The organism is Lysinibacillus sp. RU7, assembly GCF_057837305.1.
In genome coordinates this window covers 56,005-71,695 of the sequence record NZ_JBYQFK010000005.1, presented here as the reverse complement: position 1 = coordinate 71,695, position 15,691 = coordinate 56,005, and the positions used below count along the sequence as shown (strand labels likewise).

Below are 15,691 nucleotides of genomic sequence, written 5' to 3'. Positions count from 1 at the left end.
AATTCTTAGTAGGTAGTGATCAAGAAGTGAAGGGGGGGCCCGAAAGTAATTTCTGGCCTCTCTTTTTTATTAGAGGAGGGAATAAGTTGAAAGGACCATTAGCAATTGATTTTGAAAAGCTATGGCAGGAAGGGATGCTTGATTGGCATGGTAATATGCCAGAGCGAATGGTAGATGATTCGCTAGAGGAAGCCTTTTGGGCACAGTCGATGCAAAAAAAATCATACAAGCAAACCGAAGCCCATGCCGTACCGATTTATAAGGTGATGAAAAAGTATATTGGACAGGAAGATTCTGTGATTGAAATTGGTCCTGGATGGGGAAATTATACATTTCCACTAGCGGAGGATGTAGCCAAATTAACATGTGTGGACGGTTCTAAAAGTGTGCTTTCTTATTTAGCACAATACTTTGAAGAGGCTAACCATGTGTCATTTATGCAGGGGAAATGGGAAGAAGTAGCGCTAGAGCAACATGATGTCGTGTTAGGCGTGAACTGTTTTTACCGCATGTATCAGATGCTCGACACGCTAAAGAAAATGAATGCATTAGCAAAAAAACGAGCAATTATCGGGCTGACAACAGGGCCGATTCAACCGCATTACAAAATATTAGATGAAAAATACGGCTACTCCATTAAATACCCACGCCGCGACTATATTGAAATTTTAAATATGCTATATCAGCTTGAAATTTATGCTGATTGCGAAATGATTCAACTGGAGCGTACGTATCATTATCCGACAATGGAAGCGCTAGTTGCTGCACAAAGTAAAAAAATTATCGACACGGACTTTTCAGCGGAGCATGTACTCGAGTCATTAGCGCCGTTTATTGAGCAGGATGCAGACGGAGTACATTATCGTCATACATTTTATGCCGCGGTCATTTCGTGGGAGCCAAAAAAGGAGCTGACAACATGACAACATGGAACTTACAAGGAATGCAACGTCATTTATTAATTTGTAACGGTAGTACGTGTATGGGCGCAGGTGCTGAAGAAGTGACACTTGCGATCCGAGATGAAATTACAAAAAACAATCTAGATGAAATGATCCATACATCACGTACACGCTGTAACGGCCGTTGTAAGGATAAATGCGTCGTTATTTCCTATCCAGAAGGAAAATGGTATAGCGTACAAGATGAGCAAGTAGGACGAGATATTGTAACAGGTCAAGTGGAAGATCAGCACATGATTTACAATATGACGCAAGATGGTTTAGCACAAGCAACGCCAACTTTTACAAAAGGTATATCGAAAACGAAAGTATTAAAACGAAAAGAAAAATCCAGTGCGACAAAAAAAGCGATATTATTTGTTGGACATGGCAGCAGAGTAGAAGCTGGAAATGATGAAGTGCGTGAGTTTATAGAACGTACAACCTACTTAATCGACCCTGCTATTTTAGTAGAAACATGCTTTTTAGAATTCGCTTCACCGAATATTGAAGACGGGATCGAGCTTTGTGTTGAAAAGGGCGCAGAGGAGATTCATGTGATTCCCATCATGCTACTCCATGCGGGACATTCTAAAATGCACATCCCAGCAGAGATTGAGCATGCAAGAGAACAATTCCCAGGCATCACCTTCACGTACGGGCAAACGATTGGGATTCATGCGGGAATTTTTGAAATTTTATTGGAACGGTTAAAAGAAATTGGCTTTGACCCATATCAAAAACATGAAGATACAGCCATCTTATTGGTAGGACGTGGTGGAAGCGATGAAGAAGCGAACGGGGATTTCTATAAAATTTCACGTTTACTTTGGGAAAAGCTTGACGTTCCTTGGGTAGAAAGTGCGTTTATGGGTGTCGCAACGCCAACAGTTGACGAGGGCATCGAGCGCTGTGTGAAGTTTGGAGCGAAAAAAATCATTATGCTGCCATACTTCCTATTTACAGGTATTTTAATGAAGCGCATGTACAAAATGCGTGATAACTACCAAGTGACCTATCCAGAGGTTGACATTCAAATTGCCAATTATTTTGGCTATCATCCAAAGTTACAACATGTCCTTGTCGAACGTGCCGAGCAAGCGATGAATGGGTCATCGACAGGGATGCAAGATTTAGAGAACTTTAGAAAATATGCAGAAGAGCATGGATATGAGCATCACCACCATCATCATTAAAAAAGAATGCTTACGATGTTTATAGAGGGGGCTTATTCACTTATTGGACAAGCCTCCTTTCGTGTGCAGTAAAATACCTTCTGATAAATTTTGCGAATAAAGAAATAGTGTGATTTTGCGCTACTTATTAGCTAAAAATAACCGAATGAAATCAAACTTTGTAAGCAATTTCAAAAATAGCTTTGCAGAACATTTCAAGACATGCTATACTAAGTTCTGTTGAAATAAAACAATATATTGTGTTAGTTCTAGTGAGGGTACTACTATATGTAGTTTAAAAGGGAAGAACGGTGTAAATCCGTCGCTGTCCCCGCAACTGTAAATGCTGACGATGACGAAACAATCCACTGTACATTTTGTATGGGAAGGAGCGTCAAAGGATGAAGCAAAGCCAGGAGACCTGCCTACCTAGACGACTGTACATTTCTTCGGGGGATAGGAAATGGAGGCGGACTCTTTTTTTGACGTTTCCATTTCAAGCTACCTCATTGTTAGGTAGCTTTTTTTATTTTATATGAGAAAGGAAGAATAGTATGAAACTATATACAAAAACAATTTGCCCAAAATGTTTATGGGTGAAATCAGAACTACAACAGGCAGGGTTATCAGCAGATTGGATTAATATTGATCATGACACAGCTGCTATGGAGAAAATACAGCAGGCAGGTTTCTCCTCTGTACCGATTTTAGAAGTGAACGGTGAACTGATCGGGGATATTCCAAACATCCTCTCGAAAATTGAAGCGATGCAAGCATGATTGTATATGCAAGTCGCACAGGAAACGTACGCTATGTGACACAAACTTTACAACTACCAAACATTGAAATGAATGAAGTACAACAACTAACAACACCCTTTTTATTATTTACATATACAGACGGTTTAGGCGATATTCCCGTACGAGTAGAACGGTTTATGAAACAACATTACAAGCTTTGTAGAGGGGTCATTGTCAGTGGGAATAGCAATTTTGGTCATCAAGTGTTTGGACAAGCAGGCGATAAATTAGCCGCGCTGTATAACATTCCACTTGTATGTAAATTAGATTTGCGTGGCACAGCGAAGGATTATGCGGCAATTCAAGCATTTTACTATGAGCATATACAGGAGGGACAGCATGAAGCAGTATTTGAAATTAAATAATGAGGTGCTTAATCGTTATCGCGCAACAGGCGAGCTCGATTTAGTGAAGGACTTAGAGGCAACGAGACGCTACTTTTTAGAAGATGTCAATGTACGTATGCGTTATTTCATTGATTTAGAGGAAAAGCTGCGCTATTTAGTGGATGAAGGCTATTATGAGCCAGCATTTTTAGATATGTACTCATTTGACTTCATTAAGCGTTTATACAAAAAGGCGTATGCGTATCATTTTCGTTTCCCGTCTTTCATGAGTGCAAGTAAATTTTATGAAAGCTATGCGATGAAAAGTCGCGATGGCAAAGAGATTTTAGAAAAGTATGAGGACCGAATCGTTATTATTGCGCTGTATTTAGCACAAGGTGATGAGCAGTTAGCAGAGCGCGCGGTGGAAGCGATAATGGAAGCATACCAACCAGCTACCCCAACAGCGCTTAATAGCGGAAAAAAAGCACGCGGTGAGCTAGTAAGCTGCTTTAAGCTAACGATGGACGATACGATGAACTCCATTGCTGAAAATATCGGCTACTGTTTAGAGCTTTCCCGCCTTGGTGGTGGTGTTGGTGTGAACTTGACAGATTTACGCCCACTCGGTGATCCGATAAAAGGAATACTGAACCGAGCAAGTGGTGTCATGCCGGTTGCGAAGTTACTTGAAAACTCGTTCAGCTACTCCAATCAACTCGGACAACGTAACGGATCAGGTGTTGTGTATTTAAATATTTTCCATGGCGATATCGAAAGCTTTATTTCATCAAAAAAACCAAATGCTGATGATAAAATTCGGCTTGCGACATTATCCACAGGCATTATTATTCCAAGCATTTTCTTTGAGTTAATGCGAAGAGACAAAGATATCGTTCTATTTAGCAGTTACGATATTTATAAGGAATATGGCAAGCGGATGTCTGAAATATCAATTTCAGAGATGTATTATGAGCTACTCGATAATCCGAATATTCGTAAATTGAAGAGATTGAATGCGAGAAAGCTTTATACAGAAGTGAAAAAAGCGCAGTTTGAATCGGGTTATCCGTTTGAAATCTTTGATGATAATGTGAACAATGCCCATCCGTTAAAAAACATCGGGCGTGTCAAAATGTCTAATTTGTGTACAGAAATTTTACAATTTCAGGAAACGAGTGTGATTACCGATCAAGATCAGCCGAATGAATACGGCATGGATGTGTCGTGTAATTTAGGCTCGATTGATATTTACAAAGCGACGAAAGTACAAGATTTTGATGTGCTCGTAGATACAGCGGTACGTTTACTGACGAATGTATCGAAAATGACCTACATTAAAAATGTACCATCTGTCGCAAAGGCAAATGAACGTATGCATTCAATTGGATTAGGTGTCATGAATTTACACGGTCATCTCGCGACAGAAGGGATTCGTTATGGCTCAGAGGAATCCATCGAATTTATGGATCATTTTATGGAAGCGATCAATTACTTTAGTTTGAAATCATCAATGGAAATTGCAAAGGAAACAGGCCAAACATTTTACCGATTTGCGGATAGTGATTACGCGAATGGTGAATATTTCAAACCGTATACGAACAAAGAGTTGTCGCAATTATCGGATAGCGCGAAAAAAGCGTTAGGTAATGTGCCGTTCATTACAAAGGAAATGTGGCAGGAACTTCAGCAGCAAGTAGAGCAGTATGGTTTGTTCCATGCTTACCGACTTGCGGTTGCTCCAACGGGTAAATAAATTGCCCCTTTATTCAGTGATGAGTATCGATAACCTCTCGAATTGACGGGGAATCCCTAAAGACTTCTACACTAAATCATAATAGTGATATATATGATGGCTAAGCTAACCACTTAGGTAAAGTAAAAGAGAGAAGTATGTAACAATGGGAAATCCGCAGCGAAGCATCTTATAATAGTAAGATGAACGTTCAACGACTAAGTGGGAGGAATCTCAAAATATGAAAAAAGAATGTTTAAACTGTATTGAAGTTTATTTTGAGATTAAGATATAGTCTGCACTCTAAGGAAACTTAGAGAGGTGAGCGGAAAACAGTAACGACTCACCCATCGTATCTATACGAGAGTAACAAAATGGAGTATTTCCTATATCCGCTCGTGCACGGCTAGCATTAGTCCGATTACGGAACGCGTGGAAATTCGTGATTATGCAGATAGCCGTACGATTTATCCGATGCCGTTTTTAACAAATGATAACGAGCATTTATATACAGAAGCATACGATGTCAATCCGTACGATTTAATAGACTTATACGCAGCAGCACAGCAACATGTTGACCAAGGCATTTCGATGACACTTTATGTAACAGATGCATGGACAACAGAGCAACTTGCCAAAGTGTATATTTATGCTTGGATGAAAGGCATTAAATCCGTTTATTATGTGCGTCAGCGTTTACAAAGCTTGGAGGAGTGTGTGGCATGTCAAATTTAACTTTTGAGGCGGTCAACTGGAATAAGCCGACAAGTGATTTAGCGCAAGTTTTTTGGGATCAGCAGTGGAAGCAAATTTGGTTTCCAGAAGAAATTGCGGTTTCAAAAGATGTCAAGCAGTGGCAAAGCTTTGAACACCAAGATACGTATAAAAAAGTATTTGGTGGGCTGACATTACTTGATACCGTACAAACAAATATTGGCATGAACGAGATTGCCAAGTTTACGCCTGATTTACAGGAGAAGGCTGTACTAACAGTGTTTGGTGCCTTTGAGGCGATTCATGCTAAGTCGTATTCGTATATTTTTACGACGCTTTGTACAAATAGCGAAATCGATGAAGTGTTTGAATGGGTCAAAAAAAATGAGTTTCTTCAATATAAAGCAAACCGTATTAGCGAAGTGTACCAGGCGATTGAAGAAGATAATCCAGAGTCGCTTTGGAAGGCGATGTATGCGTCGGTTATGCTCGAATCGTTCCTATTTTACTCAGGTTTCTTTTACCCATTGTATTTAGGAGGACAAGGGTTCTTACGTAATAGCGCGGAAGTGATTTCGTTAATTTTACGTGATGAGTCCATTCACGGTGTCGCAGTTGGTTTCTTTGCCCAAAACTTATTTAAGCAGTTTAGCCAAGAACAGCAAGACGCTTTAAAGCTATGGGGCTATGAGTTTTTACTTGATTTATATCAAAATGAAATGAAATATACAGATGATGTCTACGCGGAAACGGGTCTTTCACCAGAGGTAAGGGCGTACGTTCGCTACAATGCGAATAAAGCGTTAATGAATGTGGGCTTTGATGCGATGTTCCCTGAGGAAGAGGTTAATCCAATCGTTATGAATGGTATTCGCAACGAAGGCTCAACGTACGACTTCTTCTCGCAGAAGGGCGCAACATATGCAGTAGCGAAGGTAGCGCCAATCACAGATGACACATTTAATTTTGAAGCAAGGAAGAAGGAATAAGGATGGCAAAAGATTGGCGTTATTCATGCTATCCATTTATGCGTGAAAAAAGCTGCTTAGTCGATTATGAAATTCGCACTGATTCGCTCACAACACGTATCGGAGACGCGATTGCTATATTAGAAGAATCGGAAAAAAATGCGGAAGTTATAGCGATTTTACGACAAATTCAACCGTTAGCCTATCATGTGAACGGCTCTGTTCGAGGCAGATTGGCCATTACAGCAGAGGATTTAGCATGGCTAGATGGTATTTATGATGAATTTGTGGACAGAGCAGGAGAAACGATTCAACAGTTTGTACTACCGCAAGGGCATCCAGGCGCAACAGTATTACATATTTGCCGAAGCGAAGCAAAGAAATCGTACCGTGCACTCCATAAAGTGAGTGAAGAGCGCGAAGTCCAAGAAATATTGTTTCAATTTTTAGGACTACTAGCGAATGTATTTTTCGTACTAGCTGTGGAAGTTAATACAATTCATGGTGTAGAGGAAATACCATTTAAATCAAAATCATATGGGAAAATTGAGGGATAAACAGTGAAGTATAAAATGAAATATGTAGCACCACTTGCAGCAGCACTTTTATTAGCAGCTTGTGGCGCTAAAGAAGAAGTGTCAACATCAGGAGCAGCACCTGCACCAGAAGAATCTGGACCATATACAGTTGTGGATGACCGCGGCAAGGAAGTATCATTTGAACAAGTACCTGAAACAATTGTGTCATTACAACCAAGTAACACTGAAATTTTATTTGCGCTTGGTGTAGGGGATCAAATCATCGGGGCAACAGACTACGATAATTATCCAGAAGCCGCTAAAGATATTGAGCGTGTATCGGATTCTTACGTATTTAATGCTGAACGTATTATCGAGATGAATCCAGATGTCGTTATTGCGTACACAATTGGTGACGAAGCACAAGTAGAACAGCTAGAAGCAGCAGGGGTGAAAGTATTTGTTATTTCATCTGCCACATCATTTGAGGATGTTTATGGTGATATTGAACAGCTTGGTGATGTTGTGGGGCAAGCTACAGTGGCCGACCAAGTAGTAGAAGATATTAAAGTGAAAATTTCTGAAGTACAAGAAAAAACAGTAGATGTAGTAAAATCGAAAATTTACTTTGAAATTGCACCTGCGCCAGATATTTGGACAACAGGTAGCAAAACATTCCAACAAGAAATTTTGGACGCAGCAGGTGTAGAAAATATTTTTGCTGATCAGCAAAAAGACTGGTTTAGCGTGGCAACAGAAGATGTCATTGCACGTAATCCTGAGCAAATTTTCACAACGGTATACTACACAGAGGACCCAGTTGCTGAAATTAAAGCGCGCGCAAGCTGGGATCAAATCCAAGCGGTGCAAAACGACCTCGTATTCAAAATTGACGCGGATATAACGGGTCGCCCAGGTCCACGTATCGGTGAAGCAGTAGAGCTTGTGGCAAAAACGGCATATCCTGAGTTATTTAAATAGAGATAAAGCACTTTAGGAAGTGACCTTAAAAATTATACAAGGTTATTTCATTAGATAGCATGCTTAAAATGAGTTCGGTATGGTAGGTACCGGACTCATTTTTAATTTTACCTTTATCCATTTGACTCATCACCAAAAGTTGCAAAATTAGCGATCTGTTTCCAAACATAAACGACGAAATAAACGGTCTTTATTTCAATAGCCAAAACCCCGTGTTTTGATGAGTTTAATTTTATTGTTCGTGCCTTCCATAAAGCCATTTGATAGCGGGGAAAGAATGGTATCCAGTAACGTTTTTTCAATTTTAGAAACGGCACCACACAGATGAAATTGAAAGCATTTAACCTATACTGTTAATCGTCGTTTTGCCTGTGTCATCGTTGTCGCTTTCAACACATATCTCAGAGGATTCAATGTTTGATAAATATGTTTTGCATGAAAACCTTCGTGGTGCTACTGTGCCACAAATCCATGTTCTTCATCAGATGGAAAAGGGAATTTGAAAAAGATGGTAAAGATAATGGCGTTTTGATAAACTTGGGGTACAAAGTGAAAGCTCCTTTCGTGTTTTGTCTATTCAACAAGTATTACAATACGTGAGTTTTCGCTTCTCTTTTATAGTTAAATGTAAAATTATTGAATTAATAGAGAGTGAAGGTTGTATTATCGTGGAGAGCTAGAATATAGCTGAGAAATACGAAAAGAGGATTTAAACGTATTATGTTGATAATATTTACAGTTATTATTTGGTTTGTTGTGTTGATTCTTTCTGTGAGCTTTATTAATCATAAAATACAATTGTCAAAAGAAGAAGAATTATTTGTTCCAACTGGGCAACTTGTAGAGGTTAATGGTCATCAAATGCACGTTTATATAGAAGGAAAAGGAGAAGAAACGCTTGTTTTTATGTCTGGTGGTGGCACGAGTTCACCTGCATTAGATTTTAAATCACTTTATTCCTTGTTAAGCAATCAATATAAAATTGTTGTTATTGAAAAGGCAGGCTATGGATTTAGCGAAGTCACAGATACTGATCGCGACATTGATACAATTCTAGCTGAAACAAAAGAAGCTCTTTTTAAATTAGGAGTTGAAGGCCCATATATTTTATTTCCTCATTCTATGTCTGGCATTGAAGCTTTGAAATGGGCGCAAGACTACCCTAATGAAATAAAAGCTATCATTGGATTAGATATGGCTGTTCCAGCTGCATATGAAGATTTAGATATCAATATGTTCCTGATTCGATTAGGTGCTTTAGCTGCAAATATTGGTTTAACCAGGTGGATGCCAAATCTATCAGAAAGTGCCGCAGTAAAATATGGAAATTTAACAGATAAAGAGAAAAAGTTGTATAAAGTAATTTTTTATCGAAGAACATTGACTAAAGATATGATCAATGAAATAAATAATATAAAAGTAAATGCACAAAAAGTCAAAAAAGTTGGAATGCCGAACATTCCTATACTTTTGTTTTCATCCAATGGTGAGGGAACAGGTTTCGATAATAAAACATGGAATGGAATTCAACATGATTTTATGAGTATGATTTCTAATGGTAAATTAATTGAGTTAGATTCCTCTCACTATGTTCATAGTATTGACTATGAGCGAATAGCTGAGGAATCAGAAGCGTTTATAGAAAGTTTAAATCGTTAATATGAGCGAATATTTAACTCTTATGTATACCTTTTTTTCTTAGTTGTACTAACGGTGCGGTTTAAGAAGAAGTGTTCAAACAAAGTTATCAGCGTTACACTTATTAGCTTTGAAATTCAGATTAGTAGAGTAGAAGGGAAATGGAACCTTAGTCAAAAACATTCACTATATAGAAGGGAAGAGGAACATGGAAATTGAACAATTGACGGAAAATCGTTTAGAAGAAACAAGCAAGTTGCTCGATGAATATCGCCAGTTTTATGAACAACCAAGTGATATAGCAGCAGCGAAGCATTTTTTACAACAGCGCTTGGTAAACAAAGATTCTATAGTATTTATTGCAATGATTGAACATGTAACGGTTGGATTTGTTCAGCTTTATCCTACATTTTCTACAGTTGGGCTAAAGCGAGCGTATATTTTAAATGATTTATACGTAAGTCCAATTGCTCGGCAAAAAGGCGTAGCACAAGCGCTCATTGAACGATGCTATACTTTTTGTGAGGCGCAAAATGCACGTTATATGACATTAGAAACAGCAATCTCCAATGTCAATGCGCAAAAACTTTATGAAAAAGTCGGAATGCATATAGAAGATAGCGTCTTACATTATGTTAAATATTGGTAGGTTAATTTATAACTTAACCGCATAGAAATTCGGATAGTGGCAGATAATCAGAAAAGTCAAACCATTCCAAAAAGGCTAGGTTTCCGAAAAGTGGGCTATGAAAAACTTTGACTAGCGAAAAATCGCTATGCTATAGTGAAACTAACAAACAATGAAGGGAAGATGGGTGGCCGATGTTAAACTAATCTTATTTTTTGGACCAAATCGAACAGTCGATTCAACAAACAATAGGATTAGTCTGCCCATTTTCATAAATAACGTAGCTTATCTTTAAAGGGATAAGTGTATTTGTGTATGCTGTAGATTAATCCTTCCAATTCAATTTGGGAGGATTTTTTTGTTCCTCCCAAGCTTAGGAGGGTTTTATATGAAAGAGTTATTAAAGCTGAACAATGTCATGATTTCGATTCAAGAGCAACCGCTTCTGAAAGAAATCACGTTAACGATTAAAGAAAAAGAAGTAATCGGTATTATTGGGAAAAATGGAGCGGGGAAATCGACACTGCTTGAGGTCATTGCTCAAAATATAAAACCATCAAACGGGACGATTCAACATCTACAGCCAATCGAAATTGCCTATGTCAAGCAGGAAGCAGCGCACTTTTCAGCTGAACAAATAAAGCCGCTATGGTCCATTCCGAATGCTTCTTATGAAAACTTGAGTGGTGGGGAGAAGTTGAAGCTACGATTAATGCAAGGATTTCAAGCAAATGCACATATTTTATTATTAGATGAGCCGACAAATCATTTAGATGCACAGTCGTTACCGCTACTTGTAGAAGAAATCAAAAATTATCAAGGTGCTGTCGTGATTGTCTCGCATGATCGCTACTTTTTAGACGAAGTGGCGACAACGATTTGGGCCATTGAAGATGAGCGAATAACGCCGTATCAAGGGAACTATACGACTTATCAAAAGCAGCGAAATGAACAGCGGAAGGCGCAACAGCATCAATATGAGGTGCAGCAAAAGGAAATGAAACGCGTCGAGCAACAACTAGCTAATTTAGCATCTTGGTCAGAAAAAGCACATCGGCAATCAACGAAGCAGGAAGGTTTCAAAGAGTTTTATCGTGTCAAGGCAAAGCGGATGGATGCGCAAGTAAAGTCCAAACGTAAATGGTTAGAAAAAGAGCTTGATAAGCATCAAGTAGAGGCAGTAAAAGAGGAATATACGGTTGATTTTTCAATTCCGCAAAGTAGAAAGCGCGGTAAGCGATTAATGGAGCTAAAAAATGTTAGTAAACGCTATAGCAACCATCACTTATTAAAGCGTGTGAGTGTAACAATGCTTACAGGTGATAAAATTGCGCTCGTTGGTCCAAACGGGGCAGGGAAAACGACATTACTCAATATACTGATGGGGCTTGAATCGGCTGAAGGGGAGATTTGGCTTTCACCAACGGCACAAATCGGTTATTTAACACAAAATGTATTTGATTTGCCACTAGATCAAACGCCGCAGCAGTTTTTCTATCAACCGACATTTGAAGGGCGTGGAAAAGTACAACATTTAATGAAACGCCTTGGCTTTACAAGTGTACAGTGGGCACAGCCTTTTGACAGTATGAGCATGGGCGAGCGTGTGAAATGTAAGCTGATGCAATACATTTTGGAGCAAAAAGATTTGCTTATACTTGATGAACCGACCAATCATTTAGACTTGCCATCACGTGAACAGCTTGAAAAAACATTACTGGATTATAATGGTTCATTGCTTGTTGTCTCACATGACCATTATTTTATCGGAAAAATAACGAATAAAACGTGGGAAATAAAAAATGGTCAAATAAAAGTACCCACGGCAGTCCAAAAGGTAGGTACAGGTGAGGCAAGGCGGCTGCAGCTATTAAACGAACAGCAAGAGATACTAGGGAAATTATCGTTTATGACGACGAATCATCCGGAATATGCCCAGTTAGATCAGCGTTTTAATGAAATCGTAACAGAGTTAAAGAAAATAAAAGAGTAAAAATAGTAGAAGTGGCAATTGTCACTTCTACTATTTTAGTTAACTATAATAAAAAAACAGTTGACATAAAAACGTATATTCTTTAATATTTTTGTTAACATAAAAAATTCTAAGGTTAACTTATAAATTCTATGCGATATAGGTGATTTTTTAGTCATTATATGATTCTTTTTTTCCACCTATATACGATTTCATTGATTGATAGGAGTGTCTTTTGTGGAAACAGTATCAAAACCTTTACCAAAGTGGCGCGTCATTGATTTAGTGCATAGCGGATTATTTGCGACGCTAATGATGATCGGTGCCAATATTACAGCATTTGCGCCGTTTTTAGTAATCGGTGGTGTACCGATTACACTACAAACATTTTTTGCGATTCTTGCGGGTCTTGTGCTTGGTAGCAGAAAAGGGGCGATTGCTTGTACAGTTTATATGTTGGTTGGTCTTGCAGGTGCGCCAGTCTTTGCAAAATTTAGTGGTGGCTTCTCAGCTGTTCTATTGCCAACATTCGGATTTGTGGTAACATTTATTTTAAGTGCATTTATAGCGGGCTGGATTGTGGAGCGTTTCCAAACATTTACGTCTTATGTTGTTGCAGCTTTACTAGCAATGGCTGTAAACTATGTAATTGGGACAAACTGGATGTACTATGCTTATACATTATGGGCGGGGGCACCAGAAGGATTCTCATACAAAATGGCGTGGGCTTGGATGATTCCGCCAATGCCAAAAGATATCGTTTTAGCCATTTTTGCAGGTTTCTTTGCTTATCGTATTCAGAAAACATTGAAATTTATTCCAATTAAATAGAAATAGCGAAATCCAGTTACCTGTTCTGCAAGGTACTGGATTTTATTATTTTTACAAAATGGGTATTGCTCATTAACGTGCTTTCGTTCGAGAGTTTTTCTTTTTTATGTAGAATATCTCTATAGAAAGAATATTCTGAAATAATATTATATTGCATAATTCATCCCTTCCTGTTAAGATAGTAACTATCTTGAAATAACATCACCTTGTGAAGAACAAGGCATATACAACGCGTTGAATGCTATGGATCACACTATAGCAGGAGCATTTTCTGGAGAGAACGCATAAAGCGTCGCCGAAGGGTTCACTATCTCAGGCAAAAGGACAGAAGGGTAATAAAGATCAGCTATTTTAGCTGAATGGTTTACATGTTACACGTAAATTTGACGATTTTTTGTCAATGTCGATTTATAGCTTTAACATGTCGAATTTTTTTGTTATTCTTACGTTTAATGAGACTAGTGCTATTTGCCACTAGTCTCTTTTGTGTTTTATAGCATATAAGCTTATAAAATTGTCGTAAGTGAACTCGCGAATATGTTGTTTCAAAAGTACAACTTGGGGGAATCAGCATGGAATTAAAGCGAGATTTAAAAAACCGCCACGTACAGCTTATTGCGATTGGCGGTACGATTGGTACAGGTCTATTTTTAGGTTCTGGTAAGGCAATAGCACTTGCAGGACCAAGTATTATCTTTGCCTATTTAATTGTTGGGATTGCATTATTTTTTGTGATGCGTGCACTCGGTGAATTATTATTGTCAAATGCAGGATACACAACATTTACCGATTTTGCGACAGAATATATTGGACCGTGGGCAGGGTATGTAACAGGTTGGACCTATTGGTTTTGTTGGATTATGACGGCAATGGCAGACATTATTGCTGTAGGTATTTATGCACAATACTGGTTTGATATTCCGCAGTGGGTACCAGCGCTTCTTTGTGTTGTCGTATTGCTTGCTTTAAATTTATTAACTGTAAAACTATTTGGTGAATTAGAGTTTTGGTTTTCACTTATTAAAGTGGTGACAATTGTTGCGATGATTGTCATCGGGTTATATATGATTGTAACCGGCTTGCAAACAGATGCAGGTACAGCAAGTGTGTCAAACTTATGGGCACATGGTGGATTGTTCCCGAATGGCGTTAGCGGATTTTTACTCGCATTCCAAATGGTTGTCTTTGCCTTTGTTGGGGTGGAACTCGTTGGGGTAACAGCTGCTGAAACAGCCGATCCGAAGAAAAACATTCCATCTGCGATTAATAAAATTCCTGTACGTATTTTATTATTCTATGTAGGGGCGCTATTTGTTATTTTAGCCATCAACCCTTGGAATACGATGACAGCCGATAGTTCGCCGTTTGTACAAGTATTTACATTAGCAGGTATTCCCATTGCAGCGGGTATTATTAACTTTGTTGTAATGACTTCTGCTGCATCAGCAGGGAACTCAGGGATGTTCTCAACGAGCCGTATGTTATTTAATTTAGGTTCAAACAATCAAGCGAGTGCAAAATTTGCGAAGTTAAATAAACAAAGTGTACCGCAACATGCATTAATCGTCTCAACGATTGTCGTATCAGTAGGGGCATTACTAAGTAAGTTAATGCCGGATGATGCATTTAGTTTGGTGACGACAATTAGTGCCATCTGTTTTATTTGGGTATGGAGCATTATTTTAATTTCACACATTATTTATAAAAAGAAAAATCGTGCATTACATGAAGCATCCACATTTAAAGCACCGTTTACACCATTTATAAACTATGTCGTACTTGCATTCTTTGTATTTTTATTAGGCATTATGTTATATGCAGAAGCGACACGAACAGCATTGTTACTGACACCTGTTTGGTTTATTTTATTAATCATCTTATATCGTATTCGAATGAAAAAAAGCGCTCAGTCATGAGTGCTTTTTTATACGTTTAAACAGATTTCTAGACGATAGGGAATGGTTATGTTATTATTATCTCGAATTAGAGATAATTGAATTTGAAATAAAAGAGGTGCAAGGATGGAACAGCGCAATCAGGTGTTACATGCGATTACTGTGTTACTTCGAGCCTCGAGGTCTTTAGAGGATTTATTGAAAAAAGATATGGCACAATATCAGTTAAATGCAACGGAATTTGCCGTACTTGAATTTCTATATCATAAAGGGGAACAGCCGATTCAAGTGATTGGGCACAAGATTTTAATCGCGAGCAGTAGTATTACGTATGTCATTGATAAACTGGAGCAAAAGGGGTATGTGAAGCGACGTGGCTGCCCCGATGATCGCCGCGTCATTTATACAGGCATCACAGCTGAAGGGGAGACATTCATGAAGGAGATCTTCCCTGCCCACGAACAAAAGATGATAGAGCTATTTTCGTGCTTATCGAATGAGGAAGTAGAACAGATGACTCAACATCTCAAAACAATCGGCTTAGCGGCGGAAAACAACTAGGAGGTATT

General features: G+C 38.6%; 16 protein-coding genes and 2 riboswitches. Of the genes, 15 read left to right on the top strand and 1 reads right to left on the bottom strand.

The annotated features are described in order from the left end of the window. Window positions 1-86: 86 nt before the first annotated feature. The 9 genes from AC3II9_RS05250 to AC3II9_RS05210 all read left to right on the top strand — a co-directional run bounded on the left by AC3II9_RS05250 (window position 87) and on the right by AC3II9_RS05210 (window position 8,158). Entirely contained in the window at window positions 87-923 is an 837-nt protein-coding gene (locus tag AC3II9_RS05250; protein WP_489153733.1) for a class I SAM-dependent methyltransferase, read from the top strand. Then, complete coding sequence (locus AC3II9_RS05245; protein ID WP_489153731.1) at window positions 920-2,137, top strand: CbiX/SirB N-terminal domain-containing protein; 1,218 nt, start codon at window positions 920-922, stop codon at window positions 2,135-2,137. Before AC3II9_RS05250 ends, AC3II9_RS05245 begins: the two co-directional genes overlap by 4 nt. 238 nt (window positions 2,138-2,375) lie before the next feature. Beyond that, a riboswitch (cobalamin riboswitch) is annotated at window positions 2,376-2,559 on the top strand. 111 nt (window positions 2,560-2,670) lie between these two features. Then, a complete protein-coding gene (locus AC3II9_RS05240; RefSeq protein WP_391372626.1) occupies window positions 2,671-2,895 on the top strand; it encodes a glutaredoxin family protein in 225 nt (74 codons plus the stop codon). Continuing rightward, window positions 2,892-3,281: a class Ib ribonucleoside-diphosphate reductase assembly flavoprotein NrdI gene (nrdI, locus tag AC3II9_RS05235; RefSeq protein WP_489153730.1), complete on the top strand. Its 390-nt coding sequence runs from the start codon at window positions 2,892-2,894 to the stop codon at window positions 3,279-3,281. The genes AC3II9_RS05240 and nrdI overlap by 4 nt, the downstream gene beginning before the upstream one ends. Then, a complete protein-coding gene (nrdE, locus tag AC3II9_RS05230; protein ID WP_489153728.1) occupies window positions 3,256-4,998 on the top strand; it encodes a class 1b ribonucleoside-diphosphate reductase subunit alpha in 1,743 nt (580 codons plus the stop codon). The genes nrdI and nrdE overlap by 26 nt, the downstream gene beginning before the upstream one ends. 333 nt (window positions 4,999-5,331) lie before the next feature. Continuing rightward, window positions 5,332-5,712 (top strand): hypothetical protein, encoded by a 381-nt coding sequence (locus AC3II9_RS05225; protein WP_431030509.1) that lies wholly within the window; start codon window positions 5,332-5,334, stop codon window positions 5,710-5,712. Continuing rightward, complete coding sequence (gene nrdF / locus AC3II9_RS05220) at window positions 5,700-6,680, top strand: class 1b ribonucleoside-diphosphate reductase subunit beta (protein ID WP_391372635.1); 981 nt, start codon at window positions 5,700-5,702, stop codon at window positions 6,678-6,680. The genes AC3II9_RS05225 and nrdF overlap by 13 nt, the downstream gene beginning before the upstream one ends. 2 nt (window positions 6,681-6,682) lie before the next feature. Next, window positions 6,683-7,216: a hypothetical protein gene (locus tag AC3II9_RS05215; RefSeq protein WP_489153727.1), complete on the top strand. Its 534-nt coding sequence runs from the start codon at window positions 6,683-6,685 to the stop codon at window positions 7,214-7,216. 15 nt (window positions 7,217-7,231) lie between these two features. Continuing rightward, window positions 7,232-8,158 carry an ABC transporter substrate-binding protein gene (locus AC3II9_RS05210; RefSeq protein WP_489153932.1) on the top strand — a complete coding sequence of 309 codons (927 nt, stop codon included), beginning with the start codon at window positions 7,232-7,234 and terminating at the stop codon, window positions 8,156-8,158. A 195-nt stretch (window positions 8,159-8,353) separates the two neighbouring features. On the opposite strand, the gene AC3II9_RS05205 is transcribed toward AC3II9_RS05210, so the two are convergent. After that, window positions 8,354-8,482 carry a transposase gene (locus AC3II9_RS05205; protein ID WP_489153930.1) on the bottom strand — a complete coding sequence of 43 codons (129 nt, stop codon included), beginning with the start codon at window positions 8,480-8,482 and terminating at the stop codon, window positions 8,354-8,356. Window positions 8,483-8,878: 396 nt separating this feature from the next. Between AC3II9_RS05205 and AC3II9_RS05200 the strand changes: the two genes are divergently transcribed. The 6 genes from AC3II9_RS05200 (at window position 8,879) to AC3II9_RS05175 (ending at window position 15,683) form a co-directional block, all read left to right on the top strand. Beyond that, complete coding sequence (locus AC3II9_RS05200; RefSeq protein WP_489153725.1) at window positions 8,879-9,817, top strand: alpha/beta hydrolase; 939 nt, start codon at window positions 8,879-8,881, stop codon at window positions 9,815-9,817. A 187-nt stretch (window positions 9,818-10,004) separates the two neighbouring features. Further along, window positions 10,005-10,445, top strand: coding sequence for a GNAT family N-acetyltransferase (locus AC3II9_RS05195; protein ID WP_489153723.1), 441 nt, complete (start codon window positions 10,005-10,007; stop codon window positions 10,443-10,445). Window positions 10,446-10,812: 367 nt separating this feature from the next. After that, window positions 10,813-12,417, top strand: coding sequence for a ribosomal protection-like ABC-F family protein (abc-f, locus tag AC3II9_RS05190; RefSeq protein WP_489153721.1), 1,605 nt, complete (start codon window positions 10,813-10,815; stop codon window positions 12,415-12,417). 216 nt (window positions 12,418-12,633) lie between these two features. Beyond that, the gene (locus tag AC3II9_RS05185; RefSeq protein ID WP_489153719.1) at window positions 12,634-13,227 is read left to right on the top strand and encodes a biotin transporter BioY; all 594 of its coding nucleotides are present in this window, start codon (window positions 12,634-12,636) and stop codon (window positions 13,225-13,227) included. A 261-nt stretch (window positions 13,228-13,488) separates the two neighbouring features. After that, window positions 13,489-13,565: riboswitch (glycine riboswitch) on the top strand. A 234-nt stretch (window positions 13,566-13,799) separates the two neighbouring features. Then, window positions 13,800-15,143, top strand: coding sequence for an amino acid permease (locus AC3II9_RS05180; protein WP_489153717.1), 1,344 nt, complete (start codon window positions 13,800-13,802; stop codon window positions 15,141-15,143). 105 nt (window positions 15,144-15,248) lie between these two features. Next, entirely contained in the window at window positions 15,249-15,683 is a 435-nt protein-coding gene (locus tag AC3II9_RS05175) for a MarR family winged helix-turn-helix transcriptional regulator (protein ID WP_489153715.1), read from the top strand. Window positions 15,684-15,691: the final 8 nt, after the last annotated feature.

What these genes read in the sequence shown, in the direction of transcription:
- AC3II9_RS05245 (WP_489153731.1), top strand. Translation starts at nt 920, where the DNA reads ATGACAACATGGAACTTACAAGGAATGCAACGTCATTTATTAATTTGT.
- AC3II9_RS05240 (WP_391372626.1), top strand. Translation starts at nt 2,671, where the DNA reads ATGAAACTATATACAAAAACAATTTGCCCAAAATGTTTATGGGTGAAA.
- nrdI (WP_489153730.1), top strand. Translation starts at nt 2,892, where the DNA reads ATGATTGTATATGCAAGTCGCACAGGAAACGTACGCTATGTGACACAA.
- nrdE (WP_489153728.1), top strand. Translation starts at nt 3,256, where the DNA reads ATGAAGCAGTATTTGAAATTAAATAATGAGGTGCTTAATCGTTATCGC.
- nrdF (WP_391372635.1), top strand. Translation starts at nt 5,700, where the DNA reads ATGTCAAATTTAACTTTTGAGGCGGTCAACTGGAATAAGCCGACAAGT.
- AC3II9_RS05215 (WP_489153727.1), top strand. Translation starts at nt 6,683, where the DNA reads ATGGCAAAAGATTGGCGTTATTCATGCTATCCATTTATGCGTGAAAAA.
- AC3II9_RS05210 (WP_489153932.1), top strand. Translation starts at nt 7,232, where the DNA reads ATGAAATATGTAGCACCACTTGCAGCAGCACTTTTATTAGCAGCTTGT.
- AC3II9_RS05200 (WP_489153725.1), top strand. Translation starts at nt 8,879, where the DNA reads ATGTTGATAATATTTACAGTTATTATTTGGTTTGTTGTGTTGATTCTT.
- AC3II9_RS05195 (WP_489153723.1), top strand. Translation starts at nt 10,005, where the DNA reads ATGGAAATTGAACAATTGACGGAAAATCGTTTAGAAGAAACAAGCAAG.
- abc-f (WP_489153721.1), top strand. Translation starts at nt 10,813, where the DNA reads ATGAAAGAGTTATTAAAGCTGAACAATGTCATGATTTCGATTCAAGAG.
- AC3II9_RS05180 (WP_489153717.1), top strand. Translation starts at nt 13,800, where the DNA reads ATGGAATTAAAGCGAGATTTAAAAAACCGCCACGTACAGCTTATTGCG.
- AC3II9_RS05175 (WP_489153715.1), top strand. Translation starts at nt 15,249, where the DNA reads ATGGAACAGCGCAATCAGGTGTTACATGCGATTACTGTGTTACTTCGA.